This window comes from Streptomyces sp. 4F14 (assembly GCF_048159485.1).
Lineage (GTDB): Bacteria > Actinomycetota > Actinomycetes > Streptomycetales > Streptomycetaceae > Streptomyces.
This window is the reverse complement of the sequence record NZ_JBLRVY010000035.1, coordinates 78,431-92,467: the sequence shown is the minus strand read 5'-3', so window position 1 is coordinate 92,467 and position 14,037 is coordinate 78,431. Positions and strand designations below refer to the sequence as shown.

Genomic DNA, 14,037 nt, shown 5'->3' with positions numbered 1-14,037 from the left:
AAAACGACCCACCCGCGCGCGAGCACCTGATCTCCGAGCGGGAGTCCCCACCCGCGCGCGAACCCCACTTCACCCCCTCCCCGCCACCACATCCGCCACCCGAGCCAACCGCGAGGACCCCACCCCCGCCCGCACCCCCCGCTCCCTCCGATCCGCCGCCCGATACACCGCGTACAACCCCCGCACCCCCACCCACCGCAACGGCTCAGGCTCCCACTTCCGCACCCGGTGCCCCACCCACGGCAACCGGCTCAACTCCCCGTCAAGACCCAGCACCAGCTCCGTCAGCGTCCGCCCGGCGAGGTTCGCGGTGGCGACGCCGGAGCCGACGTAGCCGCCCGCCCAGCCGAGGCCGGAGGCGGGGTCGAGGGTGGCGGTCGCGCACCAGTCGCGGGGCACGCCGAGGACGCCGGACCAGGCGTGGTCGACGCGGACACCGCGCAGGGCGGGGAAGAAGTCCGTGAGGACGGTGCGCAGGGCGGCGACCGTCGCATCCGGGGTGCGCCCGTCCGCGTCCGTGCGCGAGGCGAAGCGGTACGGGACACCCCGCCCGCCCAGGGCGATCCGCCCGTCGGCGGTGCGCTGCGCGTACATGTACGCGTGCGCCATGTCGCCCAGCGTCTCGCGCCCCTCCCACCCGATCGACTCCCACTGGGCGTCGTCCAGCGGCTCGGTGGCGATCATCGAGGAGTTCATCGGCAGCCACGTACGCCGCTGCCCCTTCAGCCCGGACGTGAACCCCTCGGTGCACCGCAGGACGTACGGCGCGCGCACGGTGCCGTACGGAGTGACCGCCCGCCCGGGACGGATCTCCGTCACCGCCGTCCCCTCGTGGACGGTCACGCCGAGCCGTACGACCGCCTCCAGGAGCCCCGTCAGCAGCTTGACGGGGTGCACGCGCGCGCCGTGCGGTGTCCAGGCGGACCCCAGCGTGTCGACGATACGGACCCGTTCCGACGTCTCGGCGGGCCCGTACAGCTCACGGTCACTCTCGCCGTACGCCACCTCGTGCTCGTGGAACGCGCGCAGGCGGGCCAGTTGCGCGGGTGTGCGCGCGACCTCCAGGACGCCGCCCCGGTGGACGTCCGCGTCGATCCCCTCGGCGTCCAGGGCCGCGACGACCTCGCCGACGGTGTCGTTCATGGCCCGCTGGAGCCGTACGGCGGCCTCGTGGCCGTGCACGCGCGCGTACCGGTCGCGGCCGGCGATCCCGTTGTACAGCCAGCCGCCGTTGCGCCCCGAGGCGCCGTACCCGCAGAACGCGCGCTCCAGGACGGTCACCGCGAGCGAGGGGTCGGCCTTCTTGAGGTAGTACGCCGTCCACAGTCCCGTGTATCCGCCGCCGACGATCACGACGTCCGCGGTCGTGTCCCCGGGCAGCGGATCGCGCGCGCGGGGGAGGCCGCCCTCGGCCCACCAGAAGGAGATACCGCCGTTCGCGAGAGCACCCATGCGCGGACGCTAGCCCGTACGGGGGGCGGCTGTCCCCTTCGGATTTCGTCGTCCTCTGGTCAGCGGGTACGCCGAGAGCCCCAGCAGGACGGCGATGAAGTGCCCGAAGTCGGTGAACGTCGGCGTCACGGCCATCGGCACCGCGAAGAACACCAGCAGCCCGCCCGCCCACACGTACCGCCACGGCCGCCACAGCCGGTACGTGAGCACCCCGGCGACGCCCCACAGCGCGTAACTCACCCCCACGTCCAGCGTGTGCATCGCCGACCTCGGCGCCACCCCCTGCTCGATCGCGATCAGCAGCGCGCCCTCGCTGATGAGCGTCGCCAGCACGTGCGCGCCGGCCGCGACGAGCAGCCACCGCGCCGTACCGAGCCACCGCTCCACCGGCGCGTGGATCACCGAGTACAGGGCCACGTACGGCAGCCAGTACCCGCCGTCCAGCCACATCGCGCTCGCCACCAGCACGCGCACGGGGTTGTCCGACAGCTCGTGCAGGTTCGTCGACCGCTGCCGCAGGAACTCCTCCTCGAACTGCGGCGACATGCGGTGCGCGGCGACGGTCGTGAACAGCAGGATCGCCAGCCAGACGTACGTCCCGGGGGAGCGCCGGACGTACCTCCCGACCGCCCGTAGCCCGCGCTTAATTCGCATGAGCGGATTCACGCTGGTCAGTATCGTCCGGAGGGTGATCGAGATTCCGCGTGGCTTGGTGAAGTCTCAGCAAAGGGCGAACGGTGAGGCGGGGGTGGCCTTCCTGGAGCGGCTGCCGGGGCTCGCGGAGGAGTTCCTCGGCCGGTGGGACCTGCGGCTGGACGGGCCGTCGATGCACGGCATGTGCGCGCTGGTCCTGCCCGTCGTCCGTACGGACGGTCTGCGCGCCGTCCTGAAGCTCCAGCTCCTCGACGAGGAGAGCGAGGGCGAGGCGGTCGCCCTGCGGCTGTGGGACGGCGACGGGGCGGTCCGGCTCCTCGACCACGACGACGCGTCCGGCACGATGCTCCTCGAACGCCTCGACCCCGCGCGCATGCTCGCGCGCGTGGCCGACGCCCACACCTCCGTCGAGGTCATCACGGAACTCCTCGCCCACCTCACCGCCGGCCCCGCGCCGCAGGGCATGCGCAGCCTCGCGGACATCGCCGCGTCCATGCTGGAGCGCACGCCCGCCGCGCTGACCCGCGTCCCCGACCCCGGGCAGCGCCGTATCGTCGCGGACTGCGCCTCCGCCGTGGCCGAGGTCGCCGGCGAACCCGGCGACCGGCTCCTGCACTGGGACCTCCACGACGAGAACGTCCTCGCCGCCGACCGCGCGCCCTGGCTCGCCATCGACCCCAAACCCCTTGCGGGCGACCCCGGTTACGACCTCTGGCCCGCCATCGCCAACCGCTTCGACGCGGACGACGTCCGCTGGCGCTTCGACGCGATGACCGCCGGCCTCGGCCTGGACCGCGCCCGCGCGCGTGCCTGGACCCTGGGCCGCCTCCTGGAGAACTCCCTCTGGAACATCGAGGACGGCGAACCCCTGGACGAGGAGGACCTGGAGATCGCCCGGCGCCTCGGGAACCCCTGAGGCACACGAAGGCTGCCCGGGTCCCGGACCCGGGCAGCCTTCGTGCTCCGCTCAGGACGCCTCTGCCAGCGGGCACTCCGCCGACGAGGGCAGCAGGAACGTTTCGTCGTCGCTGCCGCACACCTCGGGACACGTCCGGTCCGTCCGGACGACGAGCAGCCCGGCCCGCAGCGCCTGAGCCACCAGATGCGTCCGGTTGCGCGCGTCGAGCTTCTCCCGGATGTTGCACATGTGGGCGCTGACCGTGCGCGGCGAGATGGACAGGACGCGGGATATCTCGCAGTCCGACAAGCCGTGCGCCACATGCAGGAGGATCTCCTGCTCGCGAGGGCTCAGCGGGTCGAAGGGCGCATGGGCCACCGCGATCCGGTGGACGCTGTCCGGGGTCATGGGAACCACCTCCGCACCGTGTGCGGCAGGCCAGTACGGCAGGGGCAGGCTAGCGGGTTCATGTGTGGGGGGATTCCTTTCGGGGAGCCTGCGGGCGAAAGGTCCGGCATGCGCGAGGAGCCGCTATCGGGGACGGTTCTCGTTGTCGGGTGCTTCGATCCTGACACAGGCGACGCACAGCGGAGAAGTCCTGTCCCATGTGACGGAAATTTTCACCGTTAGGGACTTCTGCGAATATCGCGAACATCGGGCACAGGTCTAGTGTTCCCGGACGGATCGTGTCGTTCGCCGAGGAGCACCCCTCATGAGCACAGCCGTCGTGGTGGGCAGCGGCCCCAACGGACTCGCGGGCGCGGTCCGCCTCGCCCGTGCCGGAGTGGACGTCACCGTCCTGGAGGCGGCCGGGACCATCGGCGGCGGCACCCGCACCAGCGAACTCACCCCGGGCCTCCTGCACGACCACTGCTCGGCCGTCCACCCCATGGCGGTGGCCTCCCCCTTCCTGCGCACCCTCGGCCTGGAGGAGCACGGCCTGCGCTGGTGCCTGCCGGAGATCGACTGCGTCCACCCCCTGGACTCGGGCCCGGCCGGCGTCCTGCACCGCTCGGTGGCGCGCACCGCCGAGGGCCTCCCCGCCCCGGACGGCCCGCGCTGGCGCCGCCTCTTCGGCCCGCTTGCGGAGGGGTACGACGAACTGGCCGAGGACATCATGCGCCCCCTGGCCCACGTCCCCCGCCACCCCCTGCGCCTGGCCCGCTTCGGCCCGCTCGCCCTGCTGCCCGCGACCGCCCTCGCCCGCACCTGGCGCTCCGAGGCCGCCCGCGCCCTGTACGGCGGGGTCGCGGCCCACGCCTTCCGCCCACTGGACCGGCCCGCGACCGCCGCGATCGGCCTGACGATCATCGCCGCCGGCCACCGGCACGGCTGGCCGGTGGCCGAGGGCGGCTCCCGCGCCGTCACCGACGCGCTGGCCGCCGTCCTCGCCCGGCACGGCGGCCGGATCGAGACCGGGGTGCGGGTGCGCTCGCTCGCCCAGCTGCCGCCGGCGGACGTCGTCCTGTTCGACCTCGCCCCGGGCGCCGTCGCGGACATCCTCGGCGACCGGCTGCCGCCGCGGGTCGCCCGCGCCTACCGCCGCTTCCGGCACGGTCCGGGCGCGTTCAAGGCGGACTTCGCCGTCGAGGGCGGCGTCCCCTGGGCCGACCCGGACGCGCGGCGCGCGGGCACCGTCCACCTCGGCGGCACCTTCGAGGAGGTCGCCGCCGCCGAGCGCGCGGTGAGCGCCGGGCGGATGCCGGAGCGGCCCTTCGTCCTCGTCGGCCAGCAGTACCTCGCCGACCCCACGCGCTCGCGCGGCGACCTCCACCCGGTGTGGAGCTACGCGCACGTCCCGCACGGCTACGACGGGGACGCCACCGAGGCGATCGTCCGGCAGATCGAGCGGTTCGCGCCGGGCTTCCGGGAACGGGTCGTCGACCGCTCGGTGCGCTCGGCCGACAGCTACGAGGAGTACAACCCGAACTTCGTCGGCGGGGACGTGGTGACCGGTGCCAACACGGTCCGCCAGATCGTCGGCCGCCCGCGCCCGGCCCTCGACCCGTACAGCACCGGTGTGCCCGGCATGTACATCTGCTCGGCCGCCACTCCGCCCGGCGCCGGCGCCCATGGAATGTGCGGGGCGCAGGCCGCGGATTCCGCGCTGCGCCATCTGAAACTAAGTGCATAAAGAATAGGTATTTTCCTCGATGGATAAGCCGGCCGCCGACCGGCATCGTTGTTCTCGCAAGCGGCACCGGAGACAAGGCTCCGGAAAATCGCTTATCCGAGAGGAAAAGAAAATGAGCGACATCACGACCGCACTCAACGAGATGAACCTCCCGCTGGAGCCGATGGTCCTCGGCTCCGCCCAGCCCACCCTCGGCACCCCCCGCGCCGGCCGGCTCGCCCGGGCGGCCCGCGTGGCCCGAGCGGGCGGGGACGTCACCGAGGCGGCGGGCAACGTCGCCGCCGTCGTCACGGTGGTCCAGAACGCGCAGGCTCTCGCCGCCGCGGGCGGCCAGCCGGCCGCCTTCTCCGTGCCGCTGAACTGAAAAAAAGGTTGCCGGGCCGGAGTCTCGTTCCGGCCCGGCAACCGCTCAGGAATATCAGCCAGGCTACCACGAAGAGGTATCCCGTGAAATACCGAAGGAATGCGCCTGAGCTCCAGGCGGTGGTCGAAAGAATAGCCTCCACGGTTTTCGCTCCGATTCCCGTGGGCCGGGACCGGGCCATCGGCGTCTCCGAACGCCTGGCCGCGCTCACGACGCTCACCGCGTCCCTGGAGTTCCTCACCCAGCGCGGCACCGTCCGCAAGGGCGGCCTGAACGACTGGGAGATCAACCGGGACTCCCTCATCGGCAGCAGCCCCGTCACCCGCCGCCTCCTCGACGGCGTCAGCGGCCCGCGCACCGTCACCGCCCTGCACGCCGCGCGCGTGGCGGCGGCGACCGCCCTGCTGCTCCCCGGCAACTCCCGCGCCCGAGGCGCCGCGAGCCTCTTCCTCGCCTCCTCCGCCGCCGCCATCAACCCTTGCCAGCGCTACGGCGGCGACGGCTCCGACCAGGTCGCCACCCTCGTCCAGATGGCCACCGGCACCGCCCGCGTCGTCACCTCGCCCGCCGCGAAGGACGCCCTGCTGTGGTACGCCGCCCTCCAGACCAGCCTGTCGTACGCGGTCTCCGGCTGGGTCAAGCTCCTGGGCTCCGACTGGCGGGACGCCTCCGCGCTCCCCGGTGTCATGCGCACCCACACCTACGGCCACCCGGGCATGTACCGCTGGACCCGCAACCACCCCAAGGCCACCAAGGTCCTCACGCACTCGGTGCTCGCCCTGGAGTGCCTCTTCCCGCTCGTGTACGCCAAGGGCGGCCGGCTCACCCGCCCGATGATCGCGGGCGCCGCCTCCTTCCACGTCGCCAACGGCTACCTGATGGGCCTCGGCCGCTTCGCCACCGCCTTCCCCGCCCTGCACCCGCTGGTCGCCTACACCACCGCCCCGCGCGGCCACCGCGCCGTCGCGGGCCGCGACGACCGGGCGGTCCCGGCCGCGCTCACCGCCCTCGCGGGCGCCGCGGCCGCCGCCGGGATCACCGCCGTACAGCGCCGGATGCGCACCACCGAGGGCTGGCACAGCTCCCGGATCCTCACCACCCGGCACGGCAACCGCCTCCAGTACGAACTGGCCTCGCAGGGCGACGAGGAGCGCCCGGTGATCGTCCTGGCCGCCGGGATGCTCTCCACCAGCGAGCACTACGCGTGGCTCGTCGAACGCCTCGCGCACGAGACGCCGTACGGGGTCATCGCCTACGCCCGCGCCGGGTACGCCGGAAGCCGGCGGCGGGCCAGGACGGCGTACCAGCTCTCGGAGTCCGTCGACGACCTGGTGGACCTGGTGAACGGGGCCGTCGCGCCGCACCGCAAGGTGGTGCTCGTCGGCCACTCCATCGGCGGCGAGATCGTCCGCAGGGCCGCGCGGCGGCTCGGGGAGCGGCTGGACGGCGTCGTCTACCTCGACTCCTCGCACCCGGCGCAGTACCACCGCTCCGCGCACCAGCAGGACACCGTGGACGGCCTGGCCGAAGGGGTGACGGGCATGGGCCGCGCGCTCCGGCTCGGCAGCGGCGCGCTGCTCTCCGTCCCCGCGTGGATCAACGAACTGCCCGGCGCCTACCACAAGAAGGTGTTCGCCCAGTACGCGGACGCCCGCATGTGGGAGGCGGCCCGGCGCGAATGGCAGGCCGTCCAGGCCGACTTCGCGGCCTTCCCCGGGAAGCTGGAGCCCGTCGACGGGGTGCCCGCGCTGGTCGTCTCCGCGCAGCGCACCGTCGACGCCGACCCCGAACAGCTCCTGATGCACCGCGAGCTGGCCGAGGCCCACCGCGGGGCCCTCACCCGCACGGTCGTCGTCGAGGGCGCGAGCCACGACGGCCTGCTGATCACGAGTCGGCACGCCCACCGGGTGACCGACCACATCGTCGCGTTCCTCGAAGCGGTCGAGAACGCCCGTACCGAGGCCCGGGAGGTGGCGTGATGAGCCCCCGTAACCCCTTCACGGGCGAGGGCGCCGTATGGCGTACGGCGGGAGCCGCGATGCTCGTCGTCACCCTCGCCGGGCAGCATCCGACGGAACAGTTCTGCCGGTTCCGGATGCGCGACACCCTCGGCCTGATCCCCAACTGGCGGTTCTTCGCGCCGAACCCGTCCAAGCACGACCACCACTTCCTCTACCGCACGGTCGGCGCCGACGGCACCGCCGCCCCCTGGGAGGACGCCTCCGGCATCGAGCGGCGGCGCCCCGCCCACCTGGTGTGGTTCCCGACCCGGCGGGCGGACAAGGCGGTCTTCGACGCCTGCTCCGACCTGCTGCCCGCCCTCGACCACGGGTTCGCGGTCCTCGTCCGCACCCCCGCCTACTGGCTCGTCACCGAGCACCTGCGGGCCCGGATCCTCGCCTCGGGCGCCTCCCCGTACACCGTCGGAGGGTTCCAGTTCGCGCTGGCGCGCGGCACCGGCTACGACCTCAGGGGCGAACCGCAGATGCTGTTCGTCTCCCCGTACGTGCCGCTCGACCCGCACGCCTCCACGACCCCGCTGAAGGTGTGACATGGACATCGGCAGCACCGGGTTCATCATCGGCGCGGTCATCGCGTTCTTCCTGCTCAAGGCGCTGATACGGATCGGCTGGCACCTCTGGGAGGCCAGGCGGGCGGAGTCCGGTGATGAGTGACGGACACGGCATCGACCTCGCCCTGCTCAACAGCCGGGGCACCGCCCCCTGGCGGGCGCTGGGCCGGCACCGCCGGCTGATCGTCCTCGGTGTGCTGCTGGGCCTGGCCGGTGCCGCCGCCGCCCTGGCCCAGCCGGCCCTGATCGGCGCCCTGGTCGCCGCCGTCGACGACGGCCGCCCGCTCACCGGCCTCCTCCTGGCCGGCGCGGCCCTCTTCCTCGGCGACGCCCTCCTCGGCGCCCTGCACGCGTACGTCATCTCCCGCGCGGGCGAGAACATCGTCTACGACCTGCGCGGCGCCCTCTCCTCCCGGCTGCTGCGCTCCCGGTTCGCCTCCTACCAGCGCTGGCCGCAGGGCGACGTGTTCTCCCGGATGGTCGCCGACACCTCGCTGGCGCGGGCCACGATGACGTACGCCGTCGACGAGATCGCGAGCAGCGCGTTCATGCTGGTCGGCGGGCTCGTCCTGATGATCTGGGTGGACTGGCTCCTCCTCCTCGTCACCGTCGGCTGCCTCGGCGTGACGAGTCTCGTGTCCCTCTTCATCGCCCACCGGGTCCGCGTGGAGTCGGTGGCCAACCGGGCCGACGTCAGCAACTTCGGCACCGCCCTCATCCGCGTGCTCGGCGCGCTGCCGACGGTGAAGGCGTCCCGGGCGGAGAAGCGGGAGGCCGAGGACCTCGCGCACATCGCCCACCAGGCCCGGCGCTCGGGCCTGAAGGTGTCGGTGCTGGCGTCGATGCTCGACCCGGTGACCAACGTCGGCCTCCAGCTGGCGCTGACGGTCGTGATCACGCTGGGCGCGGCCCGCACCGGGAGCGGCGCGATGGAGGCGGCGAACCTCACCGAGTTCATCCTCTACCTCTTCTACCTGATCGGCCCGCTGATCTCGCTGTTCACCGCCATCGCCCAGTTCCAGCTGGGCCGCGCCTCCATCGACCGGCTCGCCGACCTCGGCACAGTCGAGCTGGAGGAGGCCGAGCCGGAGGAACCGCCCCGCGCCCTGAGCCTGGTGAAGACCGGGGAGCCCGGGCTCGTCTTCGACGGGGTCTCCTTCACCTACCCGGGCAAGGAGCAACCCGTCCTGGAGAACGTGTCGTTCACCGTCCCGAGCCGGGGCCTGACCGCCATCGTCGGCCCGTCCGGCTCCGGCAAGACCACGCTCTTCCAGCTCGTCGAACGCTTCCACGACCCCGACAGCGGCACGATCCGCCTCGACGGCACCGACATCGCCCGCCTGCCGCTCACCGAACTGCGCTCCGCCGTCGGCTACGTCGACCAGGACCACACCCTGCTCAGCGGCACCCTCCGCGAGAACCTTCTCTACGCCGCCCCGGACACCGGGGACGAGTACCTCGCCCCCGCCCTGAGCCTCGCCCACCTCACGGACGTCGTCGACGAACTGCCGGACGGCCTCGACACCGTCCTCGGCGACGCGGGCCGGGGACTGTCCGGCGGGCAGCGCCAGCGCCTCGCCATCGCCCGCACCATCCTCCAGACCCCGGGCTACCTCCTGCTCGACGAGGCCACCGCCAACCTCGACAGCGCCTCCGAGAAGGCCCTGCGCGACACCATCGCGATGCTCTCCGAGTACTGCGCGGTCGTCGCCATCGCCCACCGGCTGTCCACCGTCGTGCAGGCCGAGCACATCATCGTCCTCGACCGCGGGCGGGTCCGCGCCGAGGGCACCCACAGCGAGCTGGTCCGCGAGGACGAGCTCTACCGCGACCTCGCGGCGTTCCAGCAACTCGGCTGACCCCCTCTCCGCTTCCTGAGAAAGGCCCTCGGATGAACACCGTTGTGGACGACATCGGCTACGGCCGTCAGTTCGACGGCTTCTACCACCGCCTCTTCCCCGCCGGCGACGAGGTGACCGTCGAGGTGGACCAACTGGCCGCCCTCCACCCCGACCCGACCTCCGGCACCTTCGAACTCGGCGTCGGCAACGGCCGTATCGCGATCCCGCTCTCCCGCAAGGTCGGCCCGATCACGGGCGTCGACTCCTCCCCGGAGATGCTCGCGCTCCTGATGGACGACTTGGCCCCGGACACCCCCGTCACCCCGGTCCACGCCGACATCCGCGAGTACACCTCACGGCGGACCGCCGGTCTCGTCTACTGCGTGTGCGCCACGCTCTCCATGCTGCTCGACGCCGACGACCAGCGCCGCGCGGTCCGGCGGGCCGCCGACCTGCTGGCGCCGGGCGGCCGGCTCGTCGTCGAGACGCACAACGCCTCGGCCGTCGTCGACCTGCACGAGGGGCGCCGCCGGACCAGCTACTTCGTCCCGTACCCGGAACCGGGCACCGGCCTCCAGACCTACTCGACCCTCACACCCGGGAGCAGTCTGTGGCACATGTCCCATATCTGGTACGAGGCCGACGGGACCACCCGGGTCGGTACGGAGGTCTCCCGCCTGACGACCCCCGACGAACTGGACGCCTACGCCCGCGCGGCCGGGCTGGTCCCCGAGCACCGCTTCGGCGACTGGTCGGTGCCCCTGCCCCCGCACGACGCGCAGGCGCCCCTGACGATCTCCACGTACGTCAAGGGTGACTGAGACACGAGCGTCCGCCCGGAGCTCCCCCCTCGTGCGGGGCCTGCACCTGCTGACCTTCCGGTCGGGCGAGGACAGTCTGCGGCTGTCCGGGCTGGCCCAGCGCGCCGGACTGCCGGTGTCCACGGCCCACCGGCTGGTCGGCGAGCTGGAACTCTGCGGCCTGCTCGAACGCCGGGGTGTCGAACTGCTGCTCGGCCCGGGGCTGGTCCAGCCTGTCCGACAGGTCTGGCGGCTGTGCCGGGAGGACGCCCGGCCCCATCTGCTCGCCCTGCACCGCGCGACCGGCCGCGACATCGCCCTGACGGCCACTCGGGAGGGCCGCCTCATCACCATGTGCCGGGTGGCCCGCAGGTCCGGCACCACGGTGATCTCCTACCACCCGCACGGCACCCGCGCAGGCCAGGACGGGCTCACCGTCGCCGTCCGGCCGCCGGGCACCAGGGTGGAGGCCGGTGTCGTCCTGGTCGGCGCGGGCCGGGCCGACGAGCCCCGCCTGTACGAGGCGGCGGCCCGGATCGAGGCGTGCCTCACCACGCGCATCCTCCGCCAGCCCTCCGGACGGCAGCCCGCCCCCGAACCCGCGTCGATGCTGGCCCGGGGAGTCCACCTGCTCGGGGCCGTCCGCGTGGGGGAGGCCCCGGTGCCGTTCACGGAACTGGCCCGCCGCGCCTGCCTTCCCCGCTCCACCGCCCACCGCCTCATCACGACCCTGACCGCCTGCGGCTTCCTCGACGAGGCCCGCTCCCCGGCGGGCGGGGGATACGTCCGGGGGCCCGCCTGACCGCGCTCGGGCAGCCGCACCCGGTGCTGCCCGCCGGACTCCGGGCCGCCGTCCTGCCCCACCAGCGCGCCCTGGCCCTCGCCACCGGCGGAGTCTCCCACCTGGTCGCCTCGGGCCCGGCCGACCCGGTCTGGCTGACCTGCGTCGTCGCCGACCCCACCGTCCCCCCGGCCGCCCACCGGGCCGCCCTCACCGCCGCCCCCACCGCACCCCCCTCCGGCGTCACCGCCCTGGAACTCCCCGGCCTCACCGCCCTCGCCGTCCGCCTGATCCCCCTCACCACCCTCACCCTCGTGACCCCCACGGCCTCGGCTTCGGAGACCCGGACGCACGCGCACGCGCTGTGGCGGGCGGCGGTGGAGACGGGCACCCGTACGTCTTGAGGCGGTCCAGGAAGGCGAGGACGGATGTGATCCATACGGTCAACAGGGTGGCGGTGAAGAGGAGTTCGCGGCGGGTGGGCGCGCACGGGGTGTCGTCGTCGTTGACTGGGGCCGCCGTTCGCGGAGATAGGCGTCCCGGAGGTTGAAGAGGCCCAACGGGCGCCTCCTGATAGGGCGGTGGCAGTTTCACAGGACGCCGCCGGAAGCGGACGGCGGGACGCACGGGCGCTCGGTGCCGGACGTCGCCCAGCACCCGACCGCTCGTTCCCGGGGGGGGCGCAGTCCATGGCCATCTGCTGGCGGGGACGGAGACGGGTGACGTCCGGCAGGAGCGGCACGCTCACCCGCCCGCCCCGACGCGGAGTTCGGCCCACACCTCCTTCGTCCGCACCGGCCCGCCGAGCAGGTGCAGGTCGTACCTCCAGCGGTCGGCGACCGCGTCGACGAGCAGCAGTCCACGGCCCGACTCGTCCTCGCCGCCGGTCCTTCCGGGGACGGGCAGGCGGGTGGGCTCCCCGTCCACGACACCGATCCGTACGCCCGTTTCGTACGGCCGTCCGACCACCAGCCGGATCTCCCGGCAGGCGGTGTGCCGCACGGCGTTCGCGATCAGCTCCGTGACGACCAGTACGGCGCGGTCGACGAGGTCGGGGACGAGGACGCGGCTCGTTTCGGCGGTCTCCGGGGTGCAGGGGAGGGTCTGGGCGTAGGTGGGGTGGTCGGGGGGGTTGGGTGCGGTACCGAGACTCGTACGCAAGGTGGGCACTTCCCCACGCGGCAGACAGCTGTCGTGGTCCACGAGCGACCTCCTCAGGGTCGGCGGTTCTCCGTGCCGTCATCGCGCGAGCGAGCACTGGCCTGTCTCCCCGACGTGGGCCCGCCCCTCCCAAGGCAGGAGAAGTCCAGGCGGGCGCACGTGATGCGCTTCTGCTCGCCGCTGGTGAGCGGCGCGATGTCCAACGCAGAGGCGGCGAGGTGAATTTGCCACACGGTTCGGCAAATTGACTCGATCGTGGCTCCGGTCGGGGATTCACGGCGGACTGCGTCCGAACGCACGCGAAAGGAACGGCACGTCCCCCAAGGCGGTACTCACCCAGCGGCAGAAGCGGCTCGGTCATGAACTGCGCAGGATGCGGGTGGCCGCAGGTGTGTCCGCCGAACAAGCGGCGAGTCTCCTCGGCGTGGACCGGGGAAAGATCTCCAACATGGAGTCCGGCGTCCGGACCATCAGCGAGGAACGTCTCCGTGTTCTCGCCCAGCACTGCCACTGCGCCGACCCTGCCTACGTGGACGCGTTGGTCGAACTGGCCGCCGGCGGATCGTCGAACTGGTGGGAGCAGTACCGGGGGTCTCTGTCTCAGGGCTTGATGGACATCGCCGAGTTGGAAGCGCGCGCGGTCCGCATGCAGACGGCGTGCACGGTGCACATCCCGGGGCTCCTCCAGACCACCGACTATGCCTTGGCGGTGTTCCGCGCCGTCCTCCCGAACCTGCCTGAGCATCAAGTGGCCACGCGGCTCGCGCATCGCAGCCGACGCCAATAGGTGCTGGACGGCGAGGAGGCCGGGCCTTATGTCGGCATCGTTCACGAAGCTGCGCTCCGCATGCAGTTCGGTGGCCCTCTTACCGCCCGCGCGCAACTGCAACACCTGCTGGACCAGTCCGAGAAGGACAACGTGACCCTGTTGGCGATTCCCTTCGCGCACGGCGCCTTTCCCGGTGCGGGGCAGACCGTCCTGTACGCCGAGGGGCCGACGAGGCAACTGGACACCGTGCAGATCGACAACTCCCACGGCCCGGACTTCCTCTACGGGGAAGACGAACTGGCCAAGTACCGTTCTCACTTGGAGCGAATGCAGCAGTTGGCGCTGTCCCCCGATGACACGAGGTGCTTTGTCCGCGCCATCGCACGCGAGCTCTAGGAGACGAGATGTCCGAGATCCAGTGGGAAGAGCCGTTCTGCGGAGAAGGCAATGTCTGTTTCCGCATAGGGACAGACAATGCGGGCAACGCCTACATAGCTGTGCGTGGCCAGGAGGACCGTTTCATCGCAGACAGCCGAGACGCGCTCCGAACCATGATCCTCGACATCAAGGCCGGTAAGGCAGACCACCTGCTCCAGTAGGCATGGGTCCCG

General features: G+C 72.4%; 15 protein-coding genes and 1 pseudogene. 12 read left to right on the top strand and 4 right to left on the bottom strand.

All coding sequences use genetic code 11. The features are described 5' to 3' along the window. Positions 1 to 69: 69 nt before the first annotated feature. Entirely contained in the window at positions 70 to 1,452 is a 1,383-nt protein-coding gene (locus ACLZOT_RS41930) for an NAD(P)/FAD-dependent oxidoreductase (protein WP_416974467.1), read from the bottom strand. Positions 1,453 to 1,461: 9 nt separating this feature from the next. Beyond that, complete coding sequence (locus ACLZOT_RS41925) at positions 1,462 to 2,106, bottom strand: rhomboid-like protein (protein ID WP_416974502.1); 645 nt, start codon at positions 2,104 to 2,106, stop codon at positions 1,462 to 1,464. On the opposite strand from ACLZOT_RS41925, the gene ACLZOT_RS41920 reads away from it, so the two are divergent. Next, the gene (locus ACLZOT_RS41920; RefSeq protein WP_416974466.1) at positions 2,105 to 3,022 is read left to right on the top strand and encodes an aminoglycoside phosphotransferase family protein; all 918 of its coding nucleotides are present in this window, start codon (positions 2,105 to 2,107) and stop codon (positions 3,020 to 3,022) included. The genes ACLZOT_RS41925 and ACLZOT_RS41920 overlap by 2 nt on opposite strands. A gap of 51 nt (positions 3,023 to 3,073) precedes the next feature. Here ACLZOT_RS41920 and ACLZOT_RS41915 read toward each other — a convergent pair whose 3' ends face one another. Next, entirely contained in the window at positions 3,074 to 3,412 is a 339-nt protein-coding gene (locus ACLZOT_RS41915; protein WP_416974465.1) for a response regulator transcription factor, read from the bottom strand. Between the two features lie 304 nt (positions 3,413 to 3,716). Between ACLZOT_RS41915 and ACLZOT_RS41910 the strand changes: the two genes are divergently transcribed. The 9 genes from ACLZOT_RS41910 to ACLZOT_RS41870 all read left to right on the top strand — a co-directional run bounded on the left by ACLZOT_RS41910 (position 3,717) and on the right by ACLZOT_RS41870 (position 11,900). Beyond that, positions 3,717 to 5,138: a phytoene desaturase family protein gene (locus ACLZOT_RS41910; RefSeq protein WP_416974464.1), complete on the top strand. Its 1,422-nt coding sequence runs from the start codon at positions 3,717 to 3,719 to the stop codon at positions 5,136 to 5,138. Between the two features lie 112 nt (positions 5,139 to 5,250). Next, entirely contained in the window at positions 5,251 to 5,502 is a 252-nt protein-coding gene (locus ACLZOT_RS41905; RefSeq protein WP_416974463.1) for a hypothetical protein, read from the top strand. 161 nt (positions 5,503 to 5,663) lie between these two features. Beyond that, positions 5,664 to 7,481 carry an alpha/beta fold hydrolase gene (locus ACLZOT_RS41900; RefSeq protein ID WP_416974462.1) on the top strand — a complete coding sequence of 606 codons (1,818 nt, stop codon included), beginning with the start codon at positions 5,664 to 5,666 and terminating at the stop codon, positions 7,479 to 7,481. Next, entirely contained in the window at positions 7,481 to 8,053 is a 573-nt protein-coding gene (locus ACLZOT_RS41895) for a hypothetical protein (RefSeq protein WP_416974461.1), read from the top strand. Before ACLZOT_RS41900 ends, ACLZOT_RS41895 begins: the two co-directional genes overlap by 1 nt. 1 nt (position 8,054) lies before the next feature. After that, positions 8,055 to 8,177 (top strand): hypothetical protein, encoded by a 123-nt coding sequence (locus ACLZOT_RS41890; protein ID WP_416974460.1) that lies wholly within the window; start codon positions 8,055 to 8,057, stop codon positions 8,175 to 8,177. Next, on the top strand, positions 8,170 to 9,933 hold the full coding sequence (locus tag ACLZOT_RS41885) for an ABC transporter ATP-binding protein (protein WP_416974459.1): 1,764 nt from the start codon (positions 8,170 to 8,172) through the stop codon (positions 9,931 to 9,933). Before ACLZOT_RS41890 ends, ACLZOT_RS41885 begins: the two co-directional genes overlap by 8 nt. A gap of 32 nt (positions 9,934 to 9,965) precedes the next feature. Further along, positions 9,966 to 10,736, top strand: a complete 771-nt coding sequence (locus ACLZOT_RS41880; protein WP_416974458.1) for a class I SAM-dependent methyltransferase — start codon at positions 9,966 to 9,968, stop codon at positions 10,734 to 10,736. 31 nt (positions 10,737 to 10,767) lie between these two features. Further along, positions 10,768 to 11,517, top strand: coding sequence for a helix-turn-helix domain-containing protein (locus ACLZOT_RS41875; RefSeq protein WP_416974457.1), 750 nt, complete (start codon positions 10,768 to 10,770; stop codon positions 11,515 to 11,517). Positions 11,518 to 11,540: 23 nt separating this feature from the next. After that, the gene (locus ACLZOT_RS41870; RefSeq protein ID WP_416974456.1) at positions 11,541 to 11,900 is read left to right on the top strand and encodes a hypothetical protein; all 360 of its coding nucleotides are present in this window, start codon (positions 11,541 to 11,543) and stop codon (positions 11,898 to 11,900) included. A 340-nt stretch (positions 11,901 to 12,240) separates the two neighbouring features. Here the strand turns inward: ACLZOT_RS41870 and ACLZOT_RS41865 are convergent, their stop codons facing one another. Next, the gene (locus ACLZOT_RS41865; protein ID WP_416974501.1) at positions 12,241 to 12,666 is read right to left on the bottom strand and encodes an ATP-binding protein; all 426 of its coding nucleotides are present in this window, start codon (positions 12,664 to 12,666) and stop codon (positions 12,241 to 12,243) included. 274 nt (positions 12,667 to 12,940) lie between these two features. Here ACLZOT_RS41865 and ACLZOT_RS41860 point away from each other — a divergent pair. Next, positions 12,941 to 13,822: pseudogene (locus ACLZOT_RS41860) on the top strand (helix-turn-helix domain-containing protein). Between the two features lie 8 nt (positions 13,823 to 13,830). Continuing rightward, on the top strand, positions 13,831 to 14,025 hold the full coding sequence (locus ACLZOT_RS41855; RefSeq protein WP_416974455.1) for a hypothetical protein: 195 nt from the start codon (positions 13,831 to 13,833) through the stop codon (positions 14,023 to 14,025). The last annotated feature ends 12 nt before the right edge of the window (positions 14,026 to 14,037 follow it).

What these genes read in the sequence shown, in the direction of transcription:
- ACLZOT_RS41930 (WP_416974467.1), bottom strand. Translation starts at nt 1,452, where the DNA reads ATGGGTGCTCTCGCGAACGGCGGTATCTCCTTCTGGTGGGCCGAGGGC.
- ACLZOT_RS41920 (WP_416974466.1), top strand. Translation starts at nt 2,105, where the DNA reads ATGAGCGGATTCACGCTGGTCAGTATCGTCCGGAGGGTGATCGAGATT.
- ACLZOT_RS41905 (WP_416974463.1), top strand. Translation starts at nt 5,251, where the DNA reads ATGAGCGACATCACGACCGCACTCAACGAGATGAACCTCCCGCTGGAG.
- ACLZOT_RS41855 (WP_416974455.1), top strand. Translation starts at nt 13,831, where the DNA reads ATGTCCGAGATCCAGTGGGAAGAGCCGTTCTGCGGAGAAGGCAATGTC.
- ACLZOT_RS41885 (WP_416974459.1), top strand. Translation starts at nt 8,170, where the DNA reads ATGAGTGACGGACACGGCATCGACCTCGCCCTGCTCAACAGCCGGGGC.
- ACLZOT_RS41890 (WP_416974460.1), top strand. Translation starts at nt 8,055, where the DNA reads ATGGACATCGGCAGCACCGGGTTCATCATCGGCGCGGTCATCGCGTTC.
- ACLZOT_RS41925 (WP_416974502.1), bottom strand. Translation starts at nt 2,106, where the DNA reads ATGCGAATTAAGCGCGGGCTACGGGCGGTCGGGAGGTACGTCCGGCGC.
- ACLZOT_RS41895 (WP_416974461.1), top strand. Translation starts at nt 7,481, where the DNA reads ATGAGCCCCCGTAACCCCTTCACGGGCGAGGGCGCCGTATGGCGTACG.
- ACLZOT_RS41915 (WP_416974465.1), bottom strand. Translation starts at nt 3,412, where the DNA reads ATGACCCCGGACAGCGTCCACCGGATCGCGGTGGCCCATGCGCCCTTC.
- ACLZOT_RS41910 (WP_416974464.1), top strand. Translation starts at nt 3,717, where the DNA reads ATGAGCACAGCCGTCGTGGTGGGCAGCGGCCCCAACGGACTCGCGGGC.
- ACLZOT_RS41880 (WP_416974458.1), top strand. Translation starts at nt 9,966, where the DNA reads ATGAACACCGTTGTGGACGACATCGGCTACGGCCGTCAGTTCGACGGC.